Origin of the sequence: Mesorhizobium hawassense (genome assembly GCF_003289945.1) — a bacterium.
Taxonomy (GTDB): Bacteria; Pseudomonadota; Alphaproteobacteria; order Rhizobiales; family Rhizobiaceae; genus Mesorhizobium; species Mesorhizobium hawassense.
Genome location: NZ_QMBP01000003.1, coordinates 461373 through 485619, shown reverse-complemented (window position 1 = coordinate 485619; position 24247 = coordinate 461373). Strand labels below are relative to the sequence as shown.

The following is a 24247-nucleotide window of genomic DNA, read 5'->3' as shown; positions in this document are numbered from 1 at the left end:
GATGGTCGCCGATTTGCCACGCCGCCTTGTGGCGGAAGCACTAGGCACCGCGATCCTCGTCGCGACCGTTGTCGGCTCGGGGATCATGGCCGCCAAGCTGACCAGTGACGTTGCGCTGGCGCTTCTCGGCAACACCCTGCCGACGGGCGCCATCCTCGTCGTGCTGATCACCATCCTCGGTCCGATGTCAGGCGCTCACTTCAACCCTGCTGTGACGCTGGTTTTCGGGTTGCGACGCGATATTTCGGTCAACGCTGCCGCGCTCTATATCCTGGCGCAGATTGTCGGCGGCATCGTTGGCACACTGGTCGCGCACGGGATGTTCGAGCTCCCGCTCATCCAGATTTCGACACACGCGCGGACGGGGTCAGGTCAATGGTTTGCGGAAGCAGTTGCCGCCTTCGGCCTTGTCTTCACCATCCTGGCCGGCCTGCGCTTCCGCTCCGATGCCATTCCGTGGCTGGTCGGGCTCTACATTACGGCCGCCTACTGGTTCACCGCCTCGACGTCCTTCGCCAACCCAGCGGTGGCGATCGCGCGCGCCTTTTCCAACACATTCGCAGGCATCCGACCAGTTGACCTGCCGGCCTTCATCATTGCCGAAATCCTCGGAGCGGTTGTCGCTCTGCTCCTTGCCGGATGGCTCCTTGCGGAACCGAAACCCGCCCCCGTGGCCAACCCGAAATTGAAAGCCGCGGAATGACTATTACGATCTATCACAACCCCGATTGCGGCACCTCGCGCAACACGTTGGCGATGATCAGGCAGTCCGGCGAGGAACCAGAGATCATCGAATATCTCAAGAACCCGCCGTCGCGGGAGAAGCTGGGGGAACTGATCGGCCAGATGGGCATGACGCCGCGCAAGCTATTGCGCGAGAACGGGACGCCATACGCGGAGCTCGATCTCGGCAACCCGAAATGGACCGACGATCAATTGATCGATTTCATGCTCGAGCATCCGATTTTGATCAACAGACCGATCGTCGTCACGCCACTCGGTGTCGTCCTCGCCAGGCCGTCGGAAGCTGTGTTCAGCATCCTCCCTAATCCGGATATCGGTCCGTTTACGAAGGAAGATGGCGACGTCGTCATCGACACGCAGGGTCGGCGCGTTGCCTGACCGCGTGCCTGACGACTCCTTGCCGAACGTCGACGAGGAACAGTTTCAGCCAATCGACCTGCAGGCGTTGCTCGAAACCCCGCGCTCGATCCGCAAGCCGTGCGTGTCGATGCTTTATGGGTCGTTGCGCGAGCGATCTTATTCGCGGCTCGTAACCGAGGAGGCGGCGCGCATCTTGCGTCGTCCTGGGGCCGAGGTGCGCATCTATAACCCATCCGGCCTGCCGCTGCCGGATTCGACGTTGGCCGACCATCCCAAGGTCAAGGAACTGCGGGATCTCTCGCTCTGGTCGGAAGCCCAGGTCTGGTATTCTCCCGAACGTCATGGCGCCATGACGGGCGTGATGAAGGCGCAGATCGACTGGCTGTCTCTCTCTGGGTGGCGTGCGGCCCACCCAGGGCCGGACCCGTCCGTTATGCAGGTGTCCGGCGGCTCGCAAAGCTTCAACACCGTCAATCAATTGCGGATCCTCGGCCGCTGGATGCGGATGTTCACCATCCCGAATCAGTCGTCCGTGGCAAAGGCCTTCAATGAGTTCAATGAGGCTGGCCGCATGAAGCCATCGCCCTATTACAACCGCATCGTTGACGTCATGGAGGAACTGATGAAGTTCACGCTGCTCCTGCGCGATCGAACGGCCTGTCTCACCAACCGTTATTCCGAGCGCGTCGAAAGCGCGGAGGAGGTTGCTAGGCGGGTTGCCAACGCTCGATTTAAAGCGGTGGTTGTGCAAAGGCGGCAACCGCCGTGTAGTCGCACGATATGTCGAGGGTCGGAAGCCCGTCCGAGGGCTTCGGAGGGCGGGTGATGTTGCCGTGGCGTCCCACCCATCGCCTGCGCGGTGCTGGGGATGATCAGGCAATTCGGCGAGGCTGGCCCGCCAAGAAGGAGGGAATCTTGCTCCCCGATAGTAGGCGCGCCTACCCGCAGCAGCCGCCTTTGGCCGGTGCCGACATGTCTTTAAAAATCACGCAGTCTTGGCCGGGCCCGCCGGCACAAGCGACATTGCAGCGACTCACAAATCCTTCCAGCCTCTGTTCGAGAAGGCGCAACTCGGAAAGTTTTTCTCGCACCTCGTTCAGGTGTAGCTGGGCAATGTCGCGCGTCTCAGTGCAATCACGGCTGTCGCTGATCGATAGATCCAGCAACACGCGCACCTGATCAATGCCGAAGCCGAAATCCCGGCACTGCTTGATAAACGTCAGCCGCCCCAAATCGTCATCGTCATAAGTGCGCTGACCTCCCGCCGTCCGGTGAGCCGGCGGCAATAACCCGATCTCTTCGTAGTAACGGATCGTAGGTGTCGAGACGCCGGCAGCCTTCGCGAGGGTTCCGATGGTGAACACGCGGATGTGAAGGTTCATCGAAAAATTCTCCTTGAACCTCAAGTTACTTGAAGGAGTACGCCTTTGCAAAGTGAGAAACTGAAGAGGCCGTTTTGATGAAGAAGACGTTCAAATGGGCCGGTGCAGCCGCCGCCGCTTGTACGGCCTGTTGCGCCGTCGCTGTGGTCCCGACAGCACTGGCTGGGACAACCTTGGCAGCCATCACCGAGGCCGTCTGCACTGGGGGTGTTGGCCTGCTCGCGCTCGCGGTGCCGGTCGGTGGCGTCTATTTGCTCTCACGCCGGAGAGCCGCGCCTGCCACCGCATTCCAGTCACTGATAGCGCAGGCCGAGTGTGGCTGCGGTCCATCGTGTGCCTCTGCGGTCGAGAACAACGCGTTGTCTATCGCCTGCACCCTTGGTGCCTTTGATTTCAAGGAACGCGTCGACAGCATTCGCGCGTTGGCCCGTCGGTCACTTCATTGCGCCGAGCGCACGCCCCTGTCACTCAAGCTGATCTACGGACGGGAAGCACTTGAAGAGGTCACAGATTTGATGCGCAAGGAGCAAGCCTGCTGTGCATTCCTTGGGTTCGATCTGAAGACCAACTCTCGCGAAGTGATCCTCACCATCACCGCGCCGCCCGAAGCTGGCGAAGCGGCGGACATCTTGTTCGGCCACTTTGCCCCTGAACTCGCCGCATCGAACATCAAGGAGATCGCGTAACATGAAACGTCGTCACTTTCTGATCATCTCGGCGGCTGCTGGGGTCGCTGCTGCTGTCGGGCCGGCGCTGGGCCATAACGGCGACGAGACCATTCCGGGGTTCGACAAGGCGCTCAAGGCCGGAGGTCCGATCCTGATCCACGTGACCGCGCCATGGTGCGAAGTGTGTCAGGCGCAAAAGCCGATTGTGGCGGCACTGCTGGCCTCGCCGGAGTTCACGACCATGAAGAAGTTCGATGTCGACTTCGACACGCAAAAGGAAATCCTGGCCCGATACCGTGTGCAGATGCAAAGCACGATGATCGTCTACAAGGGCGGAAAGGAAGTCGACCGGCAAACTGGGCAGACCGACCCTGCGGTGATTGAAGCGTTATTGCGCGAGGCGCTGTGAAACATGGTGCTTGCCCTTCTCGCCGGTGTTCTTTCGATCCTTTCGCCCTGTGTGCTGCCCTTACTTCCAGTCGTCCTAACGGGCGCGGTTGCTGAACATCGGCTGGCACCGCTAGCCCTTGCGGCTGGCGTCGCGGCCTCCTTCACGTCGATAGGTGTCTTCGTCGCAACAATCGGCTTCTCTATCGGCCTCGACATGACGGTCTTTCGTATGGTTGCCGCAGTGCTGCTGATCGTAGTCGGAGCGGTGCTGCTCGTGCCCCGGTTCCAGACCCAGTTCGCAACAGCGGCCGGCCCCGTCAGCAACTGGACGCAGAGCCGCTTTGGCGGGTTCTCCACCTCAGGCATGTCAGGTCAATTCGGCGTCGGATTGCTGCTCGGTGCAGTATGGACGCCCTGCGTTGGACCAACACTGGGGGCCGCCTCCATCATGGCGGCGCGCGGCGAGAACCTTGGCTCGGTCATTCTCACCATGCTGGCCTTCGGGGTAGGCACGTCAGTGCCGCTGCTCGTTCTGGCGATGATGTCTCGCGAAGCGCTGCTACGCTGGCGCGGTCGAATGCTCAGTGCGTCCAGCGGGATCAAAATGGCCCTCGGTGCCCTGCTCGTCGCGGCCGGTGTCATGACGCTCACTGGGTTCGACCGCACCATCCAAATCGGTCTTGAACAGGCACTGCCAGATTGGCTGGTGGCCATCACCACGAGCTTGTGACAAGTTCGACGGCATGACCATCATCTTCAGCTCTTTCCTCACGTTCGCGGCGGCTGCGCTCGCCGAGATCGCCGGCTGCTTTGCCTTCTGGGCTTGGCTCAAGCTGGGGAAATCAGCCCTCTGGTTGGTTCCGGGCGTCGCATCACTGGTCCTGTTCGCGTACCTGCTGACCCTCAGCCCCAGTGACTACGCAGGCCGCGCCTACGCCGCCTACGGAGGCATCTACATTATCGCGTCGCTGCTTTGGCTGTGGCTCGCCGAGGGGCATACACCAGATAGGTGGGATCTCGTGGGCGGCGCTACCGCACTTGTTGCGGTGGCCGTAATCCTGTTTGCCCCTCGAACGGCCTAGCCTATGGACGTCAACGGGCCGCGTGACCTCGCCAACCAAGCAGCCGCATCGCATTTGCGGTGACGAGAACTGTCGCACCCGTGTCAGCGAGGATGGCCGGCCAAAGCCCTGTCACACCGATCACCGTCGTAACCAGAAAGACAGCCTTCAGCCCAAGCGCGACCGTGATGTTCTGGCGGATGTTAGCCATCGCCCGTTTTGAAAGCTCGACCATGTCCGCGAGGTCCCGGACCCGACCGTGAAGCACTGCGGCATCGGCTGTTTCCAGCGCCACGTCCGTGCCGCCACCCATGGCAATGCCGACGTCTGCTGCGGCCAAAGCCGGCGCGTCGTTGATGCCGTCGCCGACCTTGATCACCTTCTTACCCCGAGCCTGAAGCTGCTTGACGACCCGCTGCTTGTCTTCCGGCAGCATTTCCGGTCTCACGGGTATGTCGAGGGCTTTGCCCACCGCTTCGGCTGTGCGGCGATTGTCGCCAGTCAACATGACAGTTTCGATGCCCACGGCCTTGAGCGCCCCCAAGCCTTCCTTGGCATCGGCACGAGGTTCATCGCGCATGGCGATGATCCCTGCAACCTGATCGTCGACCAGCAACACGGAGACGGATTTCCCCTCGTCGCCGAGGGCTGCGATGCGGCGGGCTTGGTCCCCGACCACCTCCGCTCTTTCCTGAGCCGCAGAGGCCGAACCGAGGAAGACCTTCCTTCCACCAACCTTGCCGATCACCCCCTTGCCGCCAATGGCCGACCCCTCAGACGCGGGAGGCACTGGCACCTTGTCGGCCTTGGCTCGGTCAAGGATTGCCACAGCAAGCGGATGGGTCGAGCCGGTCTCCAGGGCGGCCGCGAGCGAGATCACGTCGCGTTCGCTGCGATCAATAGGAACCACGTCTGTCACTCTCGGCTTGCCTTCGGTCAACGTCCCGGTTTTGTCCAAAGCCACTGCGGTAATCGACCCCATCATTTCGAGGACGCCGCCGCCCTTGATCAGAAGACCTCGCCGAGCGCCCGCCGAAAGAGCAGCGGCGATGGCAGCAGGGGTTGAGATGACGAGCGCGCAAGGGCAGCCGATAAGTAGGATTGCCAGGCCTTTGTAGATCCACTCCCTTAGATCAGCGCCCCACAAGAACGGAGGGACGGCAGCGACGAGTGACCCAGCCACGAGCACGCCGGGCGTGTAGTAACGGGAGAACCGATCTATGAAACGCTCCGTGGGTGCCTTGCTCTCCTGCGCCTCCTCCACAAGTCGCACGACGCGCGCAATGGTGTTGTCCGCCGCTGCCGCCGTGACTTTGACGCGCAGAACTGCATCGGTGCTGATGGTGCCTGCAAACACGCCATCCCCGCTGCGCTTGCGCACAGGCGTACTCTCACCTGTGACCGGAGCCTCGTCCACGGCGCTCTCGCCTTCGATGATTGTTCCGTCTGCCGGAATGCGCTCACCTGGCCGAACGAGGATTGTCGACCCGACTTGGAGCTGATCCGCCGGGACCTCTTCGGTTTTGCCATCTCGTTCGACCAGCGCGGTCTTCGGGACGAGTGCCGTAAGGCTTTTGATGCTCGCCCTGGCGCGTCCAGCAGCCACTCCTTCAAGCAGCTCGCCGACCAGAAAGAGAAAGACAACCGTTGCAGCCTCCTCAGTCGCTCCGATGATCAGGGCACCGACCGCAGCGATTGTCATCAGCAGCTCGATGGTGAACACGGACCCATTGAGCGCGGCCATCAGCGCACGCCACGCTATTGGTATCAGCCCGACAAGCATCGCCGCGATGAACGCCCATGCCTCGATTTCAGGCAGCGCCTTTCCCATCCCGTAAGCGCCAACGAGCGCAACGCCGCTGGCAATCGTCAGCAGGCCCTTTCTGGACCTCCACCAACGCCCCTCGATCTCCGCCCCGTGGTCGCCGTGAGTGTGCACAGTATGATCATGTTCATGATGCTCTCCTGCGGCATGTTCGTGCCGGTCGCTGGCCGCGCTGTCGGCGGCACCGCGCCTGGCTGGCGAGATACCGTACCCCAGCCCTTTAACAGACCTTTCAAGCGCGGGAAGGTCGCTGTCGGCGCGGTGCCGCACTGTCATCGTGCCCGCCGCCACCGAGACGCTTACGTCCTCGACGCCGCCGATACGGCGTGCTGCGGTCTCGATTTTGGACGCGCAGGACGCGCAGTCCATGCCAGTCAGACGGTATCGGGTTTGAGCTTCGGTCACGGAAACCTCGCGGGCTTGCAAACGGTGACCCTGCTCCTACATCCTCTAGCGACTAGAGGAGCAAGGACAAAATGCAGGAAGCGGTAACCATCGGCGTCGCAGCGGACATCACGGGGGTCAAGGTGCCCACCATCCGCTTCTATGAGCAGATCGGGCTAGTCGCTTCGCCTCCGCGGACAGGCGGAAATCGAAGGCTCTATGATGAGCGTCATCTCCATCGGCTCAAATTCATCCGCCATTCGCGTGAACTTGGGTTCGACATGAAGGACATCAGGGCGCTTCTGAAGCTGCAGGACAGACCCAGCGAGCCCTGCGCGGAAGCAGACGCCATCGTCGTCGCAAAGCTGGCAGACGTAAGGCACAGGATGGCCAGCCTTCGGTCCCTGGAGGCGGAGCTTGAGCGCATGGCACGTTGCGATCACGAGCGCGTGGAGAACTGCCCTGTGATCAACACGCTTGCTGACCATAGTCTGTGCCAACACCACGACGGGACGCTCTCCCTCGATGTGCCCGGTCACTAGGCCCGCCTCGCCTACCCACCGACAAGAGCCGTGGACGTCAGATAACTAGCGCCTTCCGCATGGCTCTCGTCGCCACCTCTAGCCGCCGCTCAGCTCCGCCACGCCACCCAGCGTATGCCCAAGGATCAGGCTCTGGTCGTGCGTCTCCATATTGGCCAGATCCAGCGCGTCTTGGCTCGCTGGCACATTATTTCCAACATCATCGAAATAGCGTTTGACAGCGCCAGACCGCGAGCTTAGCTTATTTCCATGAAACTCGAACAAGCCGCAAAACAGCTGGAAGCCCTTGGAAACCCCACGAGGCTCAACCTCTATCGCTTACTCGTCCGGGCAGGGGAGGCGGGCAGACCTGTGGGAAGCCTCCAAGAGACACTAGGCATCGCCGCCTCGACCCTTTCACATCATTTGCATCGCCTCGTTCTCACCGGCTTGGTGACGCAGGAAAGGCAGGCAACGACACTTATCTGCCGCGCCAACTATCCCGCGATGAACGGTCTGATCGGTTTCCTGGCGGACGAGTGCTGCGCTGATGCCGCCTGTGTGTCGAGGGCGGAGGAGGCCGCGGCTTAGCCTCTCCTTTTTGCTTTGTCTGTTATTTCGATAATTCTGGAAGCATGGAAGGTGAAGAAATGACGAACCTTGGAAATCTTCCGGTTGCCGTGATCGGCGGTGGGCCGGTCGGCTTGGCCGCAGCGGCACACCTTGTCAGTCGCGGAATCCCGGTGAAGCTCTACGAGGCCGGCGCCCAGGTCGGGGCAAACCTTCGCGATTGGGGTCACGTCAGGGTGTTCACCCCTTGGCGATATTGTGTCGACGCAGCGGCCAGGAGACTTCTTGAGAGCCATGGATGGCGAATGCCGGAAGCGGGGGCATTTCCAACCGGCGGTGAAATCGTAGACAAATACGTCGCGCCGCTCGCAGCTCTTCCCGAACTTGCGCCGTCAATCGAGACTAACGCGCGCGTCATGGCAGTCTCGCGATGGGGAGCGGACAAGGTCCTAAGCAAGGGGCGGGAACACAAACCGTTCATGCTTCTGATCGAGACCGCTGGCGGGAGACGGCGCGACAGCGCTCGCGCGGTGATTGATGCTTCGGGAACGTGGCAAACGCCAAATCCCCTCGGCGCCGGTGGTATTCCCGCCGAAGGTGAAGCAGAATTTGGGAGCCGGATTGCTTACGGCATACCGGATGTCCTCGGACGAGACCGTCACCACTATGCCGGCCGCACCACGATCGTGGCAGGCTCGGGCCATTCAGCTGCGAACGCCTTGCTAGAACTGGCCGAACTTGCGGAGGCCGAGCCAGGCACCTCGGCAATATGGTTGACGCGCGGCACCGATCTGGTCCGCATCTATGGCGGCGGCGATCTCGACGAATTGCCGGCTCGCGGCGAACTTGGATCCGATGCTAGAGATCTCGTTGAGAGCGGCCGCGTCCAGTTGGTCACCGGTTTCGCGACGACGGCAATCCGCGAGGTCGACGGTCGCCTTGTGGTGGAGGGGCTGACGGCAGACGGAATGCGAACGGTGGGCCTCGGCGACCGGATCATCGCTGCGACGGGCCAACGCCCTGACCTTTCAATGACCAGGGAGTTGCGACTTGATCTAGATCCCTGGCTCGAAGGTGTGAAAGCGCTAGGTCCGCTTATCGATCCGAACGAGCACTCCTGTGGCGATGTCCCCCCGCACGGTCATCGCGAGCTCAGCCATCCCGAGCCCGGTTTCTATACGGTCGGCATCAAGAGCTATGGTCGGGCGCCGACTTTCCTGCTGTTGACCGGCTATGAACAGGTGCGTTCGGTGGCCGCAGCAATTGCCGGCGACGTGGCGTCCGCCGATGCGGTGCATCTTGCTCTGCCCGAGACCGGGGCCTGCACAACCACAAGATCGATTTCATCGATCTCCGAAGCCTCGAAAGGCTGTTGTGGCGGCCCAGCCCCGAAAGAAGTCGACGCCTGTTGCATTGCCGATGCCGAAGCAAAAGCTGGGGGTAAGAGCGGCTGCGGTTGCGGCGTCGCGGCATGAGTTCGCCGGCATCCACGACCAACACACCGAAGCGCGCCACGATCATGACGGTGCTTGGCCTGACACAGATCATGGCCTGGGGATCGTCCTACTACCTGCCGGCCGTTATCGCACCCAAGGTGGCGGCCGACACCGGCTGGCCCCTCGCCTGGGTGGTGGGCGGCCTGTCGCTCGGCCTGTTGGTGGCCGGCTTGATCTCGCCACGGGTAGGCTCGTCGATCGAACGTCACGGTGGGCGCGGCGTCCTAGCCTTCAGTGCTGTCGCGATAGGGGTCGGTCAGATCGGCCTTGCGGCCGCGCCAAACCTTGTCGCCTACATCATGGCTTGGCTCGTTATCGGGTTAGGGATGGGCGCCGGTCTATACGACGCGGCTTTCGCCACGCTCGGCCGCCTCTACGGCTACGGTGCGCGTTCCGCGATCACCACGCTCACGCTGTTCGGCGGGTTCGCAAGCACAATCTGCTGGCCGATCTCGGCGTTCCTGATGGCCGAAATCGGCTGGCGAGGAGCTTGCCTCTCCTACGCCGCGATTCAGCTGTTGATCGCGCTTCCCCTGTATCTCTTCATCCTGCCCCCAGACGCGCCCGAGCAAGCGGCCAGATCTGCTTCGAAGGATCTGGCGGCGCCGCTTCGTGAAAACAATTCCAATCTCGGCATCATGGTCGTTCTCGCCACCACGCTCACGCTCGCAGCGGTGATTTCTTCCACACTATCGGTACATCTGCTGTCGATCTTGCAAAGCAAGGGAATGGCACTTGCTGCCGCGGTCGCGCTTGGAGCTCTCGTCGGTCCTTCGCAGGTAGGGGCTCGGGCGATGGAAATGATGGTTGCTCGTTACCATCATCCGATCTGGACCAAATATGCGTCTGTGACGTTCGTGGCCATCGGCGTTTCGGCGCTGTGGGCCGGTCTGCCATTGATCCCAGGAGCGCTTGCCTTTTACGGCGCCGGCATCGGTCTGGAGTCGATTGCGCGAGGGACTCTTCCGCTCGCCCTGTTCGGGCCATCAGGCTACGCGAAGCTCATGGGCCGACTCGCCATGCCAAGTCTGCTGGCGCAGGCGGCGGCGCCGTCTGTTGGTGCTTTATTGTCGGAACGTTGGGGTGCCCAAGGCATGTTGGCCGCCCTGGCAGGCCTCGCTCTGGCGAACCTTTTTCTCGCTCTGCTCCTGGGTTGGCTTGTTACGCGACGAAGGCCTGCGGTCTACGTTGGATAACGGCCGAGCGGTGTCAGGTGTCGTTGACGTCAGGTACTACTAAACGAATGGCTGTCGCTCGGTCGACCTCTGGCGTAAAGGGCACCACTCTGGGCGCAAAGCTCGGCATTTCTGGCCGAGGGCGGGCACCCGTCGCGAGGGCCCTCCGCGGGGGCGTCAACCCGCCGGCGAAGCCAGCCGTGTTCGCAACGTCAACAGACCAATCAACGTGAGCGCGGAGAACGCGGCGCCGGCAAGAAAAGTACCGGCAGGACCCACGGCATCCCACAGGCCGCCGGCGATCATGCTCGCCGCCAGCAGGGCGACGCCTGTAGCCAGGTTGAACATTCCGAAGGCCGTGCCGCGCAGTTCCGCGGGAGCCGCGTCCGCAATGAGGGCTGCGAGCAACCCTTGCGTGAATCCCATGTGCAGGCCCCACAGCACCACCCCGATGCCGAGGCCCAAAAGCCCCGGCGCGAAGGCCAAGGCAAGGTCGGCGGCGGCGAGCAGCAGCAAGCCCGCGATCAGAATCACCACCCGGTCGACCCTGTCGGAAAGGATGCCGACAGGATATGCCGACATCGCGTAGGCGACGTTCATCACGACCAGTACAGCAGGCACCAGCATGAGTGGCACCCCGATCGCCTGCGCCTTCAGGACAAGGAACGCTTCGCTAAAACGGGCCAATGTGAACACGGTGGCGACGACCACGATCCACCAGTATATCGCGCCAAGGCGTCCGAGCTCGCTCCGGTGCAGCGGCAGCCTCACACGCCGAAGGTTTGGGGGCCGCTCCGGCTCACTTACAGCGACGGAAATGAGCGCGAACGAAAGGAACGCCGGGACCACGGCGAACCAGAAAACAGCCCGGAAATGATTGGCCGTAAGCCACATCAGGCCAATGGCGATGAGGGGGCCAAGGAAGGCGCCGACCGTGTCCAGCGACTGCCGCAAGCCAAAGCTGGCTCCGCGGAGGTGAGGCGGACTAATGTCCGCAACAAGGGCGTCGCGGGGCGCGCCACGAATGCCCTTGCCGACCCGATCGATGAAGCGGGCCGCCACCAGCCATCCGACTGTCGGCGCGAGCGGGAAGATCGGCTTGGTGAATGCCGCAAGACCATAGCCAAACGCCGCCAGCCATTTCCGCTTGCCAAGCCAGTCGCTCAGGGCGCCCGAGAAAACCTTCGTCACCGACGCCGTCGCCTCGGCGATGCCCTCGATCATGCCGACGGTCAGAGCGGACGTGCCAAGCACCGTCACCATATAGACCGGCAGCAGGGCGTGAATCATTTCCGACGAGATGTCCATCAGCATCGAGACAAAGCCCAAGGCCCACACGCCGGTCGGCACATCGCGCCAGTGCGAACGGAGCCCCTCGGCATTGCCGGCTGCTGCCGCCTCTTTCGCCTGATCTTCAGCGGTTCTCGTCATGAGCGTCGAACACCTGTTTGGCATAAGCGTCCAGCAGCGCTTCACAGGCGTGAAGGCGCTCTTCGGCCTCCGCGCTCAGTGCTGCGTCGTAGAAGTCCAGCTTGCGGATTTTCTCGAGCCAGCCCTGCAGTTTCTTCAAGTCGACGTCGTTCTCTTCCAACTCGGCGTAGGTGAAGTGGTTGGCCGCCCGCTCTTTTGCGATCTCGCCCTCGAAGTCCGCGCATTTGTCGATGAACTCGCGGTATGCCTCGTCCCGGTCGGCCTTGAAACGGGCAATGACCTTCTCTTCCTGAGCGCGATCGAGGGCAACGGTCTCGAGGATCACAGCTTCGCCGCCTATTTCGGACGCTTCGTTCTCAAGCATCTTCAGTCGACGAATGTGGTCATCCGTCTTGGGCAGGAGACAGACACCGTTCTGCAGATACACCGCCCCCATGCCCTTCAGGCGCCGCCAAAACGCGATGCGCCTGGCGGCGGGTTCGGGAGGAACTTTATAGGTCAGCAGTAGCCATGGGCGAGTTACCATATCGAAGATTGTATTGTAACGGTCGTAACATTTCAACTGCACAAAGCGACCGCCGCGAAAGCCCGCCGCGAAGCCCGCCCTTGCCGATTTCGCCTGGACTTCCTATTTTGTTGGTAGGGGATGGAGTCCCCCAAAACCGCCCAATGGGGCTAATGACTCCTGCCGAGTGGAAACGCGCGGTGGGAGTCGAGTCAGGAGATCGGCCCGCCGCGAGGCGGGTTTTTTATTGCCCGTCGCCACGCCTGCCAACGCTTTCAGCCCGCGAGGCTGGGAAGGGAACGTGCGATGGAGAATGTCTGGCTGGTCTCGGCGGTCTGGTTAGGACTGGCCCTTTTGGCTTCAGTCATTTCGATCAGGGTGGCGATGTCGGTCGCCCTTGTGGAAATCATCGTCGGGGGTGTGGCCGGCAATACCATCGGTCTGCATCTCACCGAATGGGTGAACTTTCTCGCTGGGTTCGGGGCGATCCTGCTGACTTTCCTGGCCGGCACCGAAATCGACCCCACCGTGGTGCGCAAGCACTTCAAGTCGAGCATGTCGATCGGCGTCGTGGGTTTCCTGGCGCCTTATGTCGGCGTCCTGTTCTACGCCCGCTACGTCATCGGCTGGCCCTGGCCACAAGCCCAGATCGCCGGGATATCGCTTTCGACGACCTCCGTTGCCGTCGTCTACGCGGTCATGGTCGAGACTGGCTTCAACAAGACCGAGATGGGCAAGATCATCCTTGCGGCCTGCTTCATAAACGATCTCGGCACCGTGTTCGCCCTCGGCGTCGTCTTTGCGCATTTCGACTATTGGCTGGCGCTTTTCGGCGCCGTGACGGCTGTGGCGCTCTGGATGCTGCCCCGCTTCGCACCGTGGTTCTTTGCAAGGGTCGGCCACCGCGTCAGCGAACCGGAAACGAAGTTCATCTCCCTTGTCCTGCTCGGGCTCGGCGGGCTGGCTTCGGTTGCCGGCAGCGAGGCGGTGCTTCCGGCCTATCTCGTCGGCATGGCGCTGGCACCGGCCTTCCTCGCCGATCCGGAACTTCCCCACCGGATGCGCATCATCGCCTTCACGATCTTGACGCCCTTTTATTTCCTGAAGGCTGGATCGCTGGTCGATTTCCATGCGGTTCTCTCGGCAGCCGGCCTGATCGCCGTCTTTCTGGCGATCAAGATGGCCACCAAATTCGTCGGCATCCTGCCGCTCACTAAGGCGTTTCGTTTTGGCGCGCGGGAAGGCATGTACACCACTTTGCTGATGTCGACCGGGCTGACCTTCGGCACCATCTCGGCGCTTTTCGGCCTGACCAATCACATCATCGACCAGCAGCAATATACGATTCTGGTGACGGCTGTGATCGGCAGCGCGCTGGTGCCGACGATCATAGCCCAGCGCTGGTTCCAGCCGAGCTTCAAGCCGATCGAGGATGCCGCTCGTTCGGCACGACCGGCAGAGGAGGAGGCCTGACATGTACGGCAACATTCTCATAGCCAATGACGGCTCGGACGGAGCCGCCAAGGCGCTCGCCGTCGCCCTGAAGCTGGCTCATAGGCTCAAGGCCAAGCTTGCCATGATCTCGGTGGAGGAGATGCCGCGTGTGCCGGCGATGATCGATGAAGTCGTCGAGGACAGGCTCGATGAAGATCACCGTTACCAGCAGGTGATCGCGCAGGCGCAATTTCACGCCAGGGCCGCGCAGGTAAAGCTCGATACCCATGTCGTCGCCGGCCATGCCGTTCCCTGCATCATCGACTTCATCGAACGCGGCGGCTTCGACCTGCTCGTGATCGGCTATATGGGTCATTCCGCCCTCTACAATCGGCTGATCGGCAGCACGACGGATCGCCTGGTCGAACTCGCACCCTGCCATGTGCTGGTCGTCAAATGAGGGAGCCCATGCCCACAGAATCCGCCGACGGCGCAGGTCCGATGAGCGCCTTGCAGCCGAACGCGCAAAGGGTGGCGTTGCACCCTGAACCTGGGCTTACGGAAAGCATCCTCGGCGGATCGCCGGAGGAAGTCGACGCCGAACCGGCCTGTTTCGTCGACCTTAATCTCGACCAGATCGTCGCCGCCGTTACGGCCGGGCGGAGCGAATACAACCTGATCCCGTTCTTCCATGCCCCGGCGCGCCGGGCCGGCGTCGTTCGCTACCGGCATGAGGTATTCGGCGACCTTGAAGACGAAGCCGTGAAGCAGGCGGTCAGGCAATTTGCGCGGCGGATGCGCGAAATGCGTGAGACCCTCGCGACGGCGGCCAAGCTCCACTATCGCTACCAAAAGGAGCGGGTCATTCTCGACGCGGTGACGGCCCATTGCGATGCTGTGACCGCTCTCGGAGGCGATTTATCCCACGCGCGACTGCAGTCGCGCGGATTGATCGCGTTCCGGGACTTCCTGGCCCAGCACGCCAATTCCAGCCATTTCCAGGCGCTTCGCCGGGAGGCAATACGAATCAAGGACGAGCTTTCGAACGTCCGCTACTGCCTTCACATCAAGGGCGGCCGCATCAGGGTCCGTAAACCGGAGATGGAAATCGACTACAGCGCTGAGGTCGAAAAGACCTTCGACAAATTCAAACGCGGTGCTGCGAAGAGCTATCTCGCCAAATTCTCCGACTTCTTCGAGATGAACCATGTCGAGGCGGCGGTGCTTGGCATGGTGGCGCAACTTTATCCGGAGATCTTCCAGGCGCTCCACGCCTTCTGCGAGGCAAACGCGACCTTCGTCGACCCGAAGATCAGTGCCTTCGACCGGCAGGTGCAGTTCTATCTCGCCTATCTGGAATACATCGCGCCGCTGCGCCGTGACGGGCTCGATTTTTGTTATCCCGAAATGCTGTGCGGCGGCAAGAACGTCAGCAGCGCGGGCGGCTTCGACCTCGCCCTTGCCCAGAAGCTGCATGCCGAGAATGCGGTCGTCGTCGCGAACGATTTTCATCTGAAGGGTCCCGAGCGCATTATCGTGGTGACAGGGCCGAACCAGGGCGGCAAGACGACCTTTGCCCGCGCCTTCGGTCAGTTGCACTACCTGGCGAGCCTTGGATGTCCAGTACCGGGCAACAGCGCCCGTCTCTTCTTGTTCGACCGGCTTTTCAGCCACTTCGAAAAGGAAGAGGACACCCGGTCGCTGCACGGCAAGCTCGAAGACGACCTTTTGCGCATCCACGCCATACTCGGTCAGGCGACGTCCCAAAGCGTCGTCATCATGAACGAGATATTCACGTCCACGACGCTGCATGACGCGCTGTTCCTCGGCCAAAAGGTCATGGAAGAGCTTACGGGGCTCGACCTTCTGGCCGTGTGCGTCACTTTCGTCGACGAGTTGAGCAAGCTGAACGAGACGACGGTGAGCATGGTCAGCACGGTCGATCCGAAGGTTCCGGCTCGGCGAACCTTCAAGGTCGTGCGGCGACCCGCCGACGGGCTGTCCCATGCCATGGCGATCGCCAACCAACATCGCCTCGCCTATGAAGAGCTGAGAGAAAGGCTGGCGTCATGAAGCCTTTTCTCCTCTTCAAGGACAGAGACTTCGACCGGGAAGAGGCGCTACCCTGGCAAGCAGGGCCGCTTGTGCAGGACCTCGAGCTCGACACTCTGTTCAAGGCGATGGCAGCCCAGGACGGCTTCCTTCTCGAGGTCGTGCGAAAGGTCATCCTGGCCTCCCTGGAGGACGAGGAGGCGATCCTGTACCGGCAGGAGGTCCTGCAGGATTGTCTGAGCCATCCGGAGCTGGTCCGCGAACTTTACGCCCTCGCCGTTGATACGATCGAAAGCGAGAAAAACAACCACTGGGGCCTCCTGATGGGATACCCCGATACCGTCCTGCGCCGGTCGGTCGAGGTGCTGACAATGTTCGTATCGCGCCTGCGCAAGCTGAGGACGATCGCCGAGAAGCAGGCGGCCGGCTTCAAGTCCGTCGGATTCCAGAGCTTTTTCGCCATGGTCCGTGCAGAACTGGACGCCGATTACTTCGCCGAAATCCAGTATCATCTCCGGCAGTTGAAGCTGAACGACGGCGTGCTGATGAGCGCCGAGCTGCAGACCGGAAACAAGGGCGGCAACTACGTGCTTCGCAAGCCCCTCAACACCGACCGAAGCTGGTTGAGGCGCCTTTTCATTAAGGGACCACCGGTCCTTACATATCATCTCCATCCGCGCGACGAGCAAGGCGCAAGGGCGCTATCGGAGTTGCAGGACCGGGGTGTGAATCTCGTCGCCAATGCGCTCGCGCAGTCGAACGACCACATTTTGAGCTTCTTCACCCAACTGCGGACCGAACTGGCATTCTATCTGGGGTGTCAGAACCTCCATGAGCGCTTGGCCCGGATCGGCGAGCCCGTCTGCTTTCCGATCGCGTCTGGTGTCGGTCGAGACCGGCAGTCAGGCGAACAGCTTTATGATGTGTGCTTGGCCGTCAATATTGGGCGGCCGGTGATCGGCAACGATCTTCATGCCGAGGGCAAGAACCTTGTCGTCATAACCGGCGCAAACCAGGGCGGCAAATCCACTTTCCTTCGCGCCGTCGGCCTGGCTCAGTTGATGATGCAGGCCGGCATGTTCGTGGCGGCGACCACTTTCCAAGCCGACGTGGCCCACGGCGTGTTCACGCATTTCAAGCGGGAGGAAGACACCACGATGAAGAGCGGCAAGCTCGACGAGGAGCTCGCCCGGATGAGCGAGATCGTTGATCGCCTGGGTTCCGGTTCCTTGGTGCTGTTCAACGAGTCATTTGCAGCAACAAACGAGCGCGAGGGTTCCGAGATTGCAAGACAGGTCGTAGGGGCCCTGACCGAAACCGGGATCAAGGTATACTTCGTGACCCATCTTTTCGAGTTCGCCCACGGCCTTTACGAACGCAACCTGCGGAACGCGATGTTTCTGCGTGCCGAAAGACGGGAGGATGGGGCAAGAACCTTTAAACTGTCTGAGTCTGCGCCCTTGCAAACGAGCTTCGGCCAGGACCTGTACAGCAGAATATTTGAAGGAACGGCGCACAAAGAAGTCAGCGGTATCAGCCACGACAAAGCCGAAGCGATGACGCCGCGTGCTGCACCCGCTTGGGAGGAATATGACCATGCAGATACCACGACAAGCCGTGCTTCTCCGCATCTTCATCGGTGAAGACGACCGAGGTCCCGACCATCCCCTTTACGAGTCGATCGTTCTCAAGGCTCGCGAGATGCACCTTGCCGGCGCGACGGTGCTGCGCGGCGCACTGGGGTTCGGCCATTCCAGCCGGCTGCACACTGCCAAGATCCTCAGGCTGTCGCTGGATTTGCCTCTCGTCGTCGAGATCGTCGACAGCGAGGAAAAGGTCAACGCCTTCCTGCCGGTGTTGGAAGGCATCATGCCGAGCGGCCTCGTGACGCTGGAGAAAGTGCAGGTGCTCCAGTACGGAACGAGCAGGGAATGAACGGCGTGGCCGTGGCTACGGCGACAAATCAATCCTGTCCGGTCTTTCCGCCTCCGGTCCATTTCGTCGTCTTGAGCGCTGCTCTTGTGGGCAACGCTCAACCTTCATTTTTGAAGCTCGCCCGCCGGAAGCTGGCGTTTCGTACTGTTTTTACCCGAAAATCTCCGAGATAAGGCGACATGGCTTTGCCTAAACTCGGGTTCCCAGTGCTTACGCCGCTCAGCCCCGAAGGACTTCAGGTAAGCAAAGTTTTGAGCTAACTACTTGGTATGCAATGAGAAATTGGCGCACCCGGCAGAATTCGAATCTGCGACCTCTGCCTTCGGAGGGCAGCGCTCTATCCAGCTGAGCTACGGGTGCTTCCCGGGGACCGGAAAACGAACCAGCCGGTGAGCCGGCCAGCCACGGCTTCTTAGCGGAAGCCGCCGCGGGCTTCAACGGCCAATTGGTGGCGGCGGCCACCTGATGGGTCGATTGTGTCACCGATAGACTATCGGAGATGGCGCTCCCCCTCTCCGTCTCGGCTTCGCCGAGCTCCCCCACTTTGTGAGGGCGAGGAACCCGAGCGCCTCCGCCTCACCCCTCCACCTCCGCTTTCGCCACCCGGCGCCTGGTTCCGTGCGTCGCCCGCTTCTGCTTCTTGGCGCTGGCCAGTTCGTGCATGGCGTCGAGCTGCATCTGCTGCATTTCGGCCAGCCGCTGCCATTGGCGCGAGATCAGGTAGTCGAGCTTTTCGTGCAGGTGCCGCACTTCCAGCTCGGCCTTCAGGTTCACCCGGTAGTCGTTGAAGGAGCGCAGCCGGTCTTTGGCTTCCTGCCGCTTCTGGCTCATCATGATCACCGGCGCCTGGATGGCGGCGATGCAGGAGAGCAGGAGGTTGAGCAGGATGAACGGGTAGGGGTCGAAGGCGCCCGCCATGCCCTCGAACAGGTTGATGCCGATCCAGATCAAGAGCACGCTGGCGAACGAGATAAGGAACCACCAGCTGCCGCCGAATTCGGCCATGCCGTCGGAGACGCGGTCGGCGAAGGAGCGGTGCTCCTCGAATTCCTCTTCCGAGTTTTCCGAGATCGTGTCCTGCCTGGCGATCGATTCCACCACCTGGCGGTCGAGCTCGGAGAATTCGCCATGCTCCTGCTGCAGCAGCTCCTCCATGTAGCGCATGCGGTAGCGGCCGAGCTCCTCGCGGCTGATGCGGGCGCCGCGCGGCAGGTCGGGATGGTCGGAGCGGATGCGGTCGGCGAGGCTCGGCCGCAGATCGTCGATGCGCACCAGGTCGCGCTTGCGGAATTTGCGCCCCGATATCGCCGAGGGCTTTTTCTTCGGCTTGATCCTGCCCGGCACATGCGGTTCGGCGTGCGGCTCGGAATCCGGCACTTCCGGCGCTTCGAGGATCTCGTCCAGCGCCTCATGCGCGTCCTCCGGCACGGTGGTCGCCTCGAAATATTCGCCGGCGACGTCGTTCTCGTTGTCGGCATTCTTGTGCGCCTTGGGTTCGCTGGCCATGTCCGGTGCTCCTGTCTCTGCGGCTACGATACGCCAAGCCGGCGCGGCATATCCATGCCGAGTGTGTAATGCGTATGACAGAACAAGTTCTTGTGATGAGGATGGAAAGCGCGCCGGCCTTGGCGCGCAATTGCATACGCTGGCGCTGCCCCCTCTCCGTCTCGGACTGCAGCTTGGCGCATGCATTGTCTTGTATAGCGCTGGTCGACCCCCACTCCGTCTCGGCGCTGCGCGCCGAGCCACCTCTCCCCCGATCGACGGGGTAGAGGAAAGGCGCGCCAAGCTTTTTTGCCGTCAACGCTCGTCCAGCAACGCTCCCTTCCTTTCCCTCCGGAGGGGGGAAAGGTGGCGCTGCGAAGCAGCGACGGATTGGGGGAACCACCTGGCAATCAAGCCTCAGGCCGATCAGTCACGCCAATCACAGAAGATGTGTGCATAGCGTAGCGGAGAGGTGGCTCGGCGAAGCCAAGACGGAGAGGGGAGCGCCTTTTGCGAGTACACGCCGCCCTGGCGCGACAATCCCTGCCGCCTGGCCCCATTCCGCCCCTGTGGCTTGCCAACCCGGCAAACTACATCAAGCTTAAGCCTGATCACGGCCAGGCCACCACCGGGGCCTCGCCCCGCAAATGAGGCATCGTCATCATGTACGAGAAAATCCTGATCGCCACCGACGGCTCGGAACTCGCCGGCAAGGGCGTCGCCCACGGCCTGGAACTCGCCAAGGGCCTCGGCGCCACTGTTACCTTCCTCAATGTCTCGGAAGCCTTCCCGGCGCTCGCCTGGGGCGGCGCCATGTCCGGCTATGTCGCCGCCGACGCGCTGGTCGATTATGAGGAAAGCGCGCGCAAATACGGCCGCGAGGTGCTGGACAAGTGCAAGGCCGACGCCGACGCCAAGGGCGTCGCCTCGAAGGGCCTGTATGTCGAGAACAAGGCGCCGGCCGAGGCGATCCTCGAGGTCGCCGCCAGCGAAGGCTCAGACCTCATCGTCATGGCCTCGCACGGCCGCCGCGGGCTGGGTCGGTTGGTGCTGGGCAGCCAGACGGCGGAGGTTGTATCGCTGACGCGGATCCCGGTGCTGGTGGTTCGGTAGGGTCTACAGATAGGGCGGCGCGCCACTTTCAGTTCGTCATTCTAGGGCGAAGCAAGGAGCGTAGCGCAGACCCTGGAATCCATGCCGTGACGCCGGCCGAGGAATGCAGCGGAGCAGAAAGTGTCTACGCTGGCGCGCCGGTGCCATTGTCTGCATCGCCGTGACGCCCATAGATCACGGCATGGATTCCAGGGTCTGCGCGCGGCGCTTCGCTCCTTGCTCCGCCCTGGAATGACGAGGCTGATAGGCACGGCCCTCGCGCCGCCCTACTGCGTCGGCAGCAGCGGCGAATTGGTCGAGGCCAGATCCGGCGACGGCAGATCGGACGCCGGCGAACCCGGCGGCGGTGGCAGACCCGGCAGCGAGGAATCGGACGCCGGCAAACCGGTCGCCGTCATGTCTGGCGGCGGCAGGCCGGGCGGCGCCGAGGCCGGCTGCTGCCCGGAATACATCAGCTTAGGTTGAGAGGCGTCGGCGACCGTCGGCCCGAGACTGCGCTGGATCAGCTGCTCGACATGGTCGTTGCGCTGGCGCGCGCTGTCGGCGCCCATCACAACCACGATCAGGTGCCGGCCGTCGGCATTGTAGGAGCTGACGATGTTGTAGCCGGAAGCACGGATGTAGCCGGTCTTGATGCCGTCGACGCCGCGCACGCGTCCCAGCATGTCGTTGTGGCCGCGCACCAGCCGGCCGCGGAACATGAAGTCGCTTTCGGAGAAATAGTGGAAATGCTGCGGGAAGCGGTGCTCGAGCGCCATGCCCAGCACCGCCATGTCGCGCGCCGTGGTCACCTGCGCATCATCGGGCAGGCCGCAGGCATTGTGGAAATTGGTGCTGGTCATGCCGAGCGAGCGCGCCTTGGCGGTCATCATGGCGGCGAACTGGTCCTCGCTGCCGCCGCCCAGATATTCGCCCACCGCCACCGCCACGTCGTTCGCCGACTTCACCACCATGGCGCGGATGGCGGAATCGACGTCGATCGTCTCGCCGCGCCTGAAACGCAGCTTGGTCGGCGGCTGCGAGGCGGCATGCGCGGAAACCGGGATCTGCGTCTCTTTGGTGACGCGGCCGCTCTCCATCGCCTCGAACAGCATGTAGAGCGTCATCATCTTGGTCAGCGACGCCGGATAGCGCTGCGCCCGCGAATTGACCTCGAACAAGGTCTTGCCGGTCGAGGCATCGACCACGATCGCCGCGTATTTCTGCGGCTGCGCCGGCACGGTCAGCACGCTTTCCGGCGGCGCGGCCGTCGTGCAGCCGGCGACCAGCGCGAGCAGTGCCAACACGGCGATCAGTTTCTGGAGGAGGAGAAAGGGACGGGGCAAGGTGGTTCTAAAGCTGTTGCTGAGATGCGGCGAAGCTAACGTAACCGATGTGCCGCGTCCAACTGGTTAACGCGCATAGCAAGGCATTTGCCCAGCTTTTGCTTGCTTTCAGAGGCCGGCGCCGCCCCTCACCTGCCTGCCGGCATCCTCTCCCCCGTGAACGGGGCGAGGGACGCTCCCACCGCCGATTTCGCCAATCGCTAACGTTGCGGCCAATTCCTTCTCCCCGTTCACGGGGTGAAGTGCCCGGCAGGGCGATGAGGGGCGGCGCCAACCTAAGCCATTGGCAATCAACAGCCCCGCTTTGCCTTCCCCACCGCCTTGCCGCTATGATGTGTGCGGCTTGGTTCGGGGGGAATGGCATGTCGGAAATCGCCGCGGGTACGACCTCGTTGCTCAGGGCATCGCTCAGCCGCACCGGCAAATGGGCGGCGAGCTTTGCCTTTGTCAGCGGCGCGGTCGGCGACGTGCTCAACCCGCTCGGACCCTTCGCAGCCTATATCGCGCTGGTCGCGGCCGTCGCGTCCATCATCATCGCCGTCGCCATGGTGCTGCGGCTGGTGCTGGCGGCCAAGGCCATGCCGGCGCTGATCTTCGCCACCAGTGCCGCGGCGATCGCCGGCGGCGTCTACGGCATCCAGCAGGAAAGCAATTCGCAGAACGGCATCATCGCCAACCTCGTGCCGGCGGTGGCGCAATTGCAGCAGTCGCTGGGCATCGTCTCCGAAAAGGTGGCGAAGATCGAGCAGACCGTCACCGAGACCCAGAAGACCGTCGAGGAGGTCAAGAAATCCACCGACACGGTGGCGAAGACGGCCGAAGAGATCGCCGCGACGCAGAAGCAGCAGACCGCGCAGGGCGCTCAGACGCAAAAGACCGTCGAAGCGGTGAAACAGACCACGGACACGGTGGCGCAGAAGACCGAAGAGATCGCCTCCGCCCAGCAGCAGCAGGCGACGCAGGGCGCCGAGACGCGGAAGACCGTCGAGGCGGTCAAGCAGACCACGGACACGCTGGCTGCCGGCCAGCAGCAACAGCAGGCGCAAGCGCAAAAATTGCAGGCGACTACCGAGCAGATCGCCGCCTCGATCGACACCATCGCCAAGGGCTTTGCCCAGCTCTCCGCGCAGGGCGGCGCGATCGCCGATCCCAAGCGTCCGGACGAGTTCTACCACAATGCCCGCGTCTATGAGCTTGCCGGCGACATGCTCAACGCCCGCCGTTCCTACCTCGCCTTTGCCGGCTTCGATGTCGACGCCATCGACCCCTACACGCGCTTTGCCACGCTGCTTCGTGTCCAGGACGGCAAGGCCGGCGCCCGCGAAGTGTTCGGACAGCTTGCCGAAAAGGCCAAGGCGCCGTCGATCAAGCTCGTGCATCTGTTGCAGTTCGACGATGCCCAGCGGCTCGACAAGCTCAACGCCTTCCTGGCGGCCAACCCGGATTACGCGCCGGCCTACTTTCTCCTGGCGCAGGAATTTTCCGAGGATCGCCTGGGCAGCCAGACGCTGGCCGACAAGCGCAGCGAGGCGCAGGCGCTGACCAAATTCGTCTCCTACGAGAAGGACGGCGGCCTGCTCAAATATTTCGTCGACCAGACGCAGCTGGCCGACTGGCTCGACCGCAGCCGCAGCCGGCTGACGGCTCTGGGCGACGTGCTCGACCCCTCGCGCTTCGCGCCGACGCTGACGCCGATGCGCTCCAATGCCGGCTGGTCGATGACGATCTCGCTGCCCGAGGCCGCGACGGCGATTTCCTGGCGTCTCGGCGATTCAGGCCCGTTCACCGATACCGGCGTGATGGCGATGAACGATCAGCGCACCGGCAAGCCGATGCCCAATCCGAGCTTCGAGCTGCCCGACAGCACCGCCGCCACCACCATCGCCATCAAATATCTCGACATAAGGGGCCGCGAGACCGGCCCGTTCGCGATCCGCTTCGACCCGGATGGCGCGCTCCAGCAGGAGAACAAGCAGATCCTCGACCAGTTCTGGACCTCATGGATCGCCTTCGATTCCGGCGGCAACCATGGCCTGGTCTATTTCACCCAGATGCTGTCCTACCGCTGCGCCATCAAAGCGGTGCATTACAGCCTGAACGGCACGGCGCTCGACCAAGAGATCAAGATGCCTCCCTGTGACGCCAAGGACCCTTATGCCATTCCCTCCGACTACCAGCCCTACTTCAAGGTGAAGGAGGACGTGAAATCGATGGCCGTGCAGGTGACCTATACCGACGGCACGAAGTCGCCGGTGCGGGAGTATAAGCGGCAGTAGCTAGCTTCTTTCTCCCCGTTCAGGGGGAGAAATGCCCGGCAGGGCAATGAGGGGCGGCGCCGGCGCCGATAATTGGCTGTCGTACTAATCGCTGATGCAAATTGCCAATCACCGC

24 protein-coding genes, 1 tRNA gene and 1 riboswitch are annotated in these 24247 nt (G+C 62.4%); of the genes, 18 read left to right on the top strand and 7 right to left on the bottom strand.

Annotation, left to right across the window (positions count from 1 at the left end):
* The first annotated feature begins 1 nt into the window (after position 1).
* From DPM33_RS09625 to arsH, 3 genes are read left to right on the top strand one after another with little or no spacing between them, the layout of a single operon-like run.
* On the top strand, positions 2–703 hold the full coding sequence (locus DPM33_RS09625) for an aquaporin (protein WP_112097303.1): 702 nt from the start codon (positions 2–4) through the stop codon (positions 701–703).
* Positions 700–1122 carry an arsenate reductase (glutaredoxin) gene (gene arsC / locus DPM33_RS09620; protein WP_112097154.1) on the top strand — a complete coding sequence of 141 codons (423 nt, stop codon included), beginning with the start codon at positions 700–702 and terminating at the stop codon, positions 1120–1122. Before DPM33_RS09625 ends, arsC begins: the two co-directional genes overlap by 4 nt.
* A gap of 4 nt (positions 1123–1126) precedes the next feature.
* Positions 1127–1930 carry an arsenical resistance protein ArsH gene (gene arsH, locus DPM33_RS09615; RefSeq protein ID WP_281004791.1) on the top strand — a complete coding sequence of 268 codons (804 nt, stop codon included), beginning with the start codon at positions 1127–1129 and terminating at the stop codon, positions 1928–1930.
* Positions 1931–2042: 112 nt separating this feature from the next.
* On the opposite strand, the gene DPM33_RS09610 is transcribed toward arsH, so the two are convergent.
* On the bottom strand, positions 2043–2486 hold the full coding sequence (locus tag DPM33_RS09610; RefSeq protein ID WP_112097152.1) for a MerR family transcriptional regulator: 444 nt from the start codon (positions 2484–2486) through the stop codon (positions 2043–2045).
* Positions 2487–2563: 77 nt separating this feature from the next.
* Here DPM33_RS09610 and DPM33_RS09605 point away from each other — a divergent pair, with 77 nt between their 5' ends.
* The 4 genes from DPM33_RS09605 to DPM33_RS09590 are packed head-to-tail and all read left to right on the top strand — an operon-like array spanning position 2564 to position 4626.
* Positions 2564–3172 (top strand): hypothetical protein, encoded by a 609-nt coding sequence (locus DPM33_RS09605; protein ID WP_112097151.1) that lies wholly within the window; start codon positions 2564–2566, stop codon positions 3170–3172.
* 1 nt (position 3173) lies between these two features.
* Positions 3174–3563 carry a thioredoxin family protein gene (locus DPM33_RS09600; protein ID WP_112097150.1) on the top strand — a complete coding sequence of 130 codons (390 nt, stop codon included), beginning with the start codon at positions 3174–3176 and terminating at the stop codon, positions 3561–3563.
* A 3-nt stretch (positions 3564–3566) separates the two neighbouring features.
* Positions 3567–4274: a cytochrome c biogenesis CcdA family protein gene (locus DPM33_RS09595; protein WP_112097149.1), complete on the top strand. Its 708-nt coding sequence runs from the start codon at positions 3567–3569 to the stop codon at positions 4272–4274.
* A 13-nt stretch (positions 4275–4287) separates the two neighbouring features.
* Entirely contained in the window at positions 4288–4626 is a 339-nt protein-coding gene (locus tag DPM33_RS09590; protein ID WP_112097148.1) for a YnfA family protein, read from the top strand.
* A 10-nt stretch (positions 4627–4636) separates the two neighbouring features.
* On the opposite strand, the gene DPM33_RS09585 is transcribed toward DPM33_RS09590, so the two are convergent.
* Positions 4637–6799, bottom strand: a complete 2163-nt coding sequence (locus DPM33_RS09585) for a heavy metal translocating P-type ATPase (RefSeq protein ID WP_112097147.1) — start codon at positions 6797–6799, stop codon at positions 4637–4639.
* Between the two features lie 107 nt (positions 6800–6906).
* On the opposite strand from DPM33_RS09585, the gene DPM33_RS09580 reads away from it, so the two are divergent.
* The 4 genes from DPM33_RS09580 to DPM33_RS09565 all read left to right on the top strand — a co-directional run bounded on the left by DPM33_RS09580 (position 6907) and on the right by DPM33_RS09565 (position 10597).
* Positions 6907–7356: a MerR family transcriptional regulator gene (locus DPM33_RS09580; protein WP_112097146.1), complete on the top strand. Its 450-nt coding sequence runs from the start codon at positions 6907–6909 to the stop codon at positions 7354–7356.
* A 249-nt stretch (positions 7357–7605) separates the two neighbouring features.
* The gene (locus DPM33_RS09575) at positions 7606–7926 is read left to right on the top strand and encodes an ArsR/SmtB family transcription factor (RefSeq protein WP_112097145.1); all 321 of its coding nucleotides are present in this window, start codon (positions 7606–7608) and stop codon (positions 7924–7926) included.
* A gap of 44 nt (positions 7927–7970) precedes the next feature.
* Positions 7971–9380 (top strand): NAD(P)-binding protein, encoded by a 1410-nt coding sequence (locus tag DPM33_RS09570; RefSeq protein WP_245442060.1) that lies wholly within the window; start codon positions 7971–7973, stop codon positions 9378–9380.
* Positions 9377–10597 carry an MFS transporter gene (locus DPM33_RS09565; RefSeq protein ID WP_112097302.1) on the top strand — a complete coding sequence of 407 codons (1221 nt, stop codon included), beginning with the start codon at positions 9377–9379 and terminating at the stop codon, positions 10595–10597. Before DPM33_RS09570 ends, DPM33_RS09565 begins: the two co-directional genes overlap by 4 nt.
* A gap of 156 nt (positions 10598–10753) precedes the next feature.
* On the opposite strand, the gene DPM33_RS09560 is transcribed toward DPM33_RS09565, so the two are convergent.
* Positions 10754–12007, bottom strand: coding sequence for an MFS transporter (locus tag DPM33_RS09560; RefSeq protein ID WP_112097143.1), 1254 nt, complete (start codon positions 12005–12007; stop codon positions 10754–10756).
* On the bottom strand, positions 11991–12533 hold the full coding sequence (locus DPM33_RS09555) for a Chromate resistance protein ChrB (protein ID WP_112097142.1): 543 nt from the start codon (positions 12531–12533) through the stop codon (positions 11991–11993). Before DPM33_RS09555 ends, DPM33_RS09560 begins: the two co-directional genes overlap by 17 nt.
* A gap of 107 nt (positions 12534–12640) precedes the next feature.
* A riboswitch (Fluoride riboswitch) is annotated at positions 12641–12702 on the top strand.
* A 116-nt stretch (positions 12703–12818) separates the two neighbouring features.
* Between DPM33_RS09555 and DPM33_RS09550 the strand changes: the two genes are divergently transcribed.
* Genes DPM33_RS09550 through DPM33_RS09530 form a run of 5 tightly spaced genes read left to right on the top strand, consistent with a single transcriptional unit; the run spans position 12819 to position 17933 of the window.
* Positions 12819–13985, top strand: a complete 1167-nt coding sequence (locus tag DPM33_RS09550; protein ID WP_112097141.1) for a cation:proton antiporter — start codon at positions 12819–12821, stop codon at positions 13983–13985.
* Between the two features lies 1 nt (position 13986).
* Positions 13987–14406 (top strand): universal stress protein, encoded by a 420-nt coding sequence (locus tag DPM33_RS09545; RefSeq protein ID WP_167449004.1) that lies wholly within the window; start codon positions 13987–13989, stop codon positions 14404–14406.
* Between the two features lie 8 nt (positions 14407–14414).
* Positions 14415–16019: a MutS-related protein gene (locus DPM33_RS09540; RefSeq protein ID WP_245442059.1), complete on the top strand. Its 1605-nt coding sequence runs from the start codon at positions 14415–14417 to the stop codon at positions 16017–16019.
* Positions 16016–17641 carry a MutS-related protein gene (locus DPM33_RS09535; protein WP_112097139.1) on the top strand — a complete coding sequence of 542 codons (1626 nt, stop codon included), beginning with the start codon at positions 16016–16018 and terminating at the stop codon, positions 17639–17641. The genes DPM33_RS09540 and DPM33_RS09535 overlap by 4 nt, the downstream gene beginning before the upstream one ends.
* The gene (locus tag DPM33_RS09530) at positions 17595–17933 is read left to right on the top strand and encodes a DUF190 domain-containing protein (protein ID WP_112097138.1); all 339 of its coding nucleotides are present in this window, start codon (positions 17595–17597) and stop codon (positions 17931–17933) included. The genes DPM33_RS09535 and DPM33_RS09530 overlap by 47 nt, the downstream gene beginning before the upstream one ends.
* Before the next feature lie 283 nt (positions 17934–18216).
* Here DPM33_RS09530 and DPM33_RS09525 read toward each other — a convergent pair.
* Positions 18217–18293, bottom strand: a tRNA-Arg gene (locus tag DPM33_RS09525).
* 216 nt (positions 18294–18509) lie between these two features.
* Positions 18510–19439, bottom strand: a complete 930-nt coding sequence (locus DPM33_RS09520) for a DUF1003 domain-containing protein (protein WP_112097137.1) — start codon at positions 19437–19439, stop codon at positions 18510–18512.
* Positions 19440–20081: 642 nt separating this feature from the next.
* Between DPM33_RS09520 and DPM33_RS09515 the strand changes: the two genes are divergently transcribed.
* Positions 20082–20531: a universal stress protein gene (locus tag DPM33_RS09515; RefSeq protein WP_112097136.1), complete on the top strand. Its 450-nt coding sequence runs from the start codon at positions 20082–20084 to the stop codon at positions 20529–20531.
* A gap of 266 nt (positions 20532–20797) precedes the next feature.
* Here DPM33_RS09515 and DPM33_RS09510 read toward each other — a convergent pair whose 3' ends face one another.
* Positions 20798–21856: a D-alanyl-D-alanine carboxypeptidase family protein gene (locus DPM33_RS09510; protein ID WP_112097135.1), complete on the bottom strand. Its 1059-nt coding sequence runs from the start codon at positions 21854–21856 to the stop codon at positions 20798–20800.
* A gap of 362 nt (positions 21857–22218) precedes the next feature.
* Here DPM33_RS09510 and DPM33_RS09500 point away from each other — a divergent pair, with 362 nt between their 5' ends.
* A complete protein-coding gene (locus DPM33_RS09500) occupies positions 22219–24132 on the top strand; it encodes a methyl-accepting chemotaxis protein (RefSeq protein WP_245442058.1) in 1914 nt (637 codons plus the stop codon).
* Positions 24133–24247: the final 115 nt, after the last annotated feature.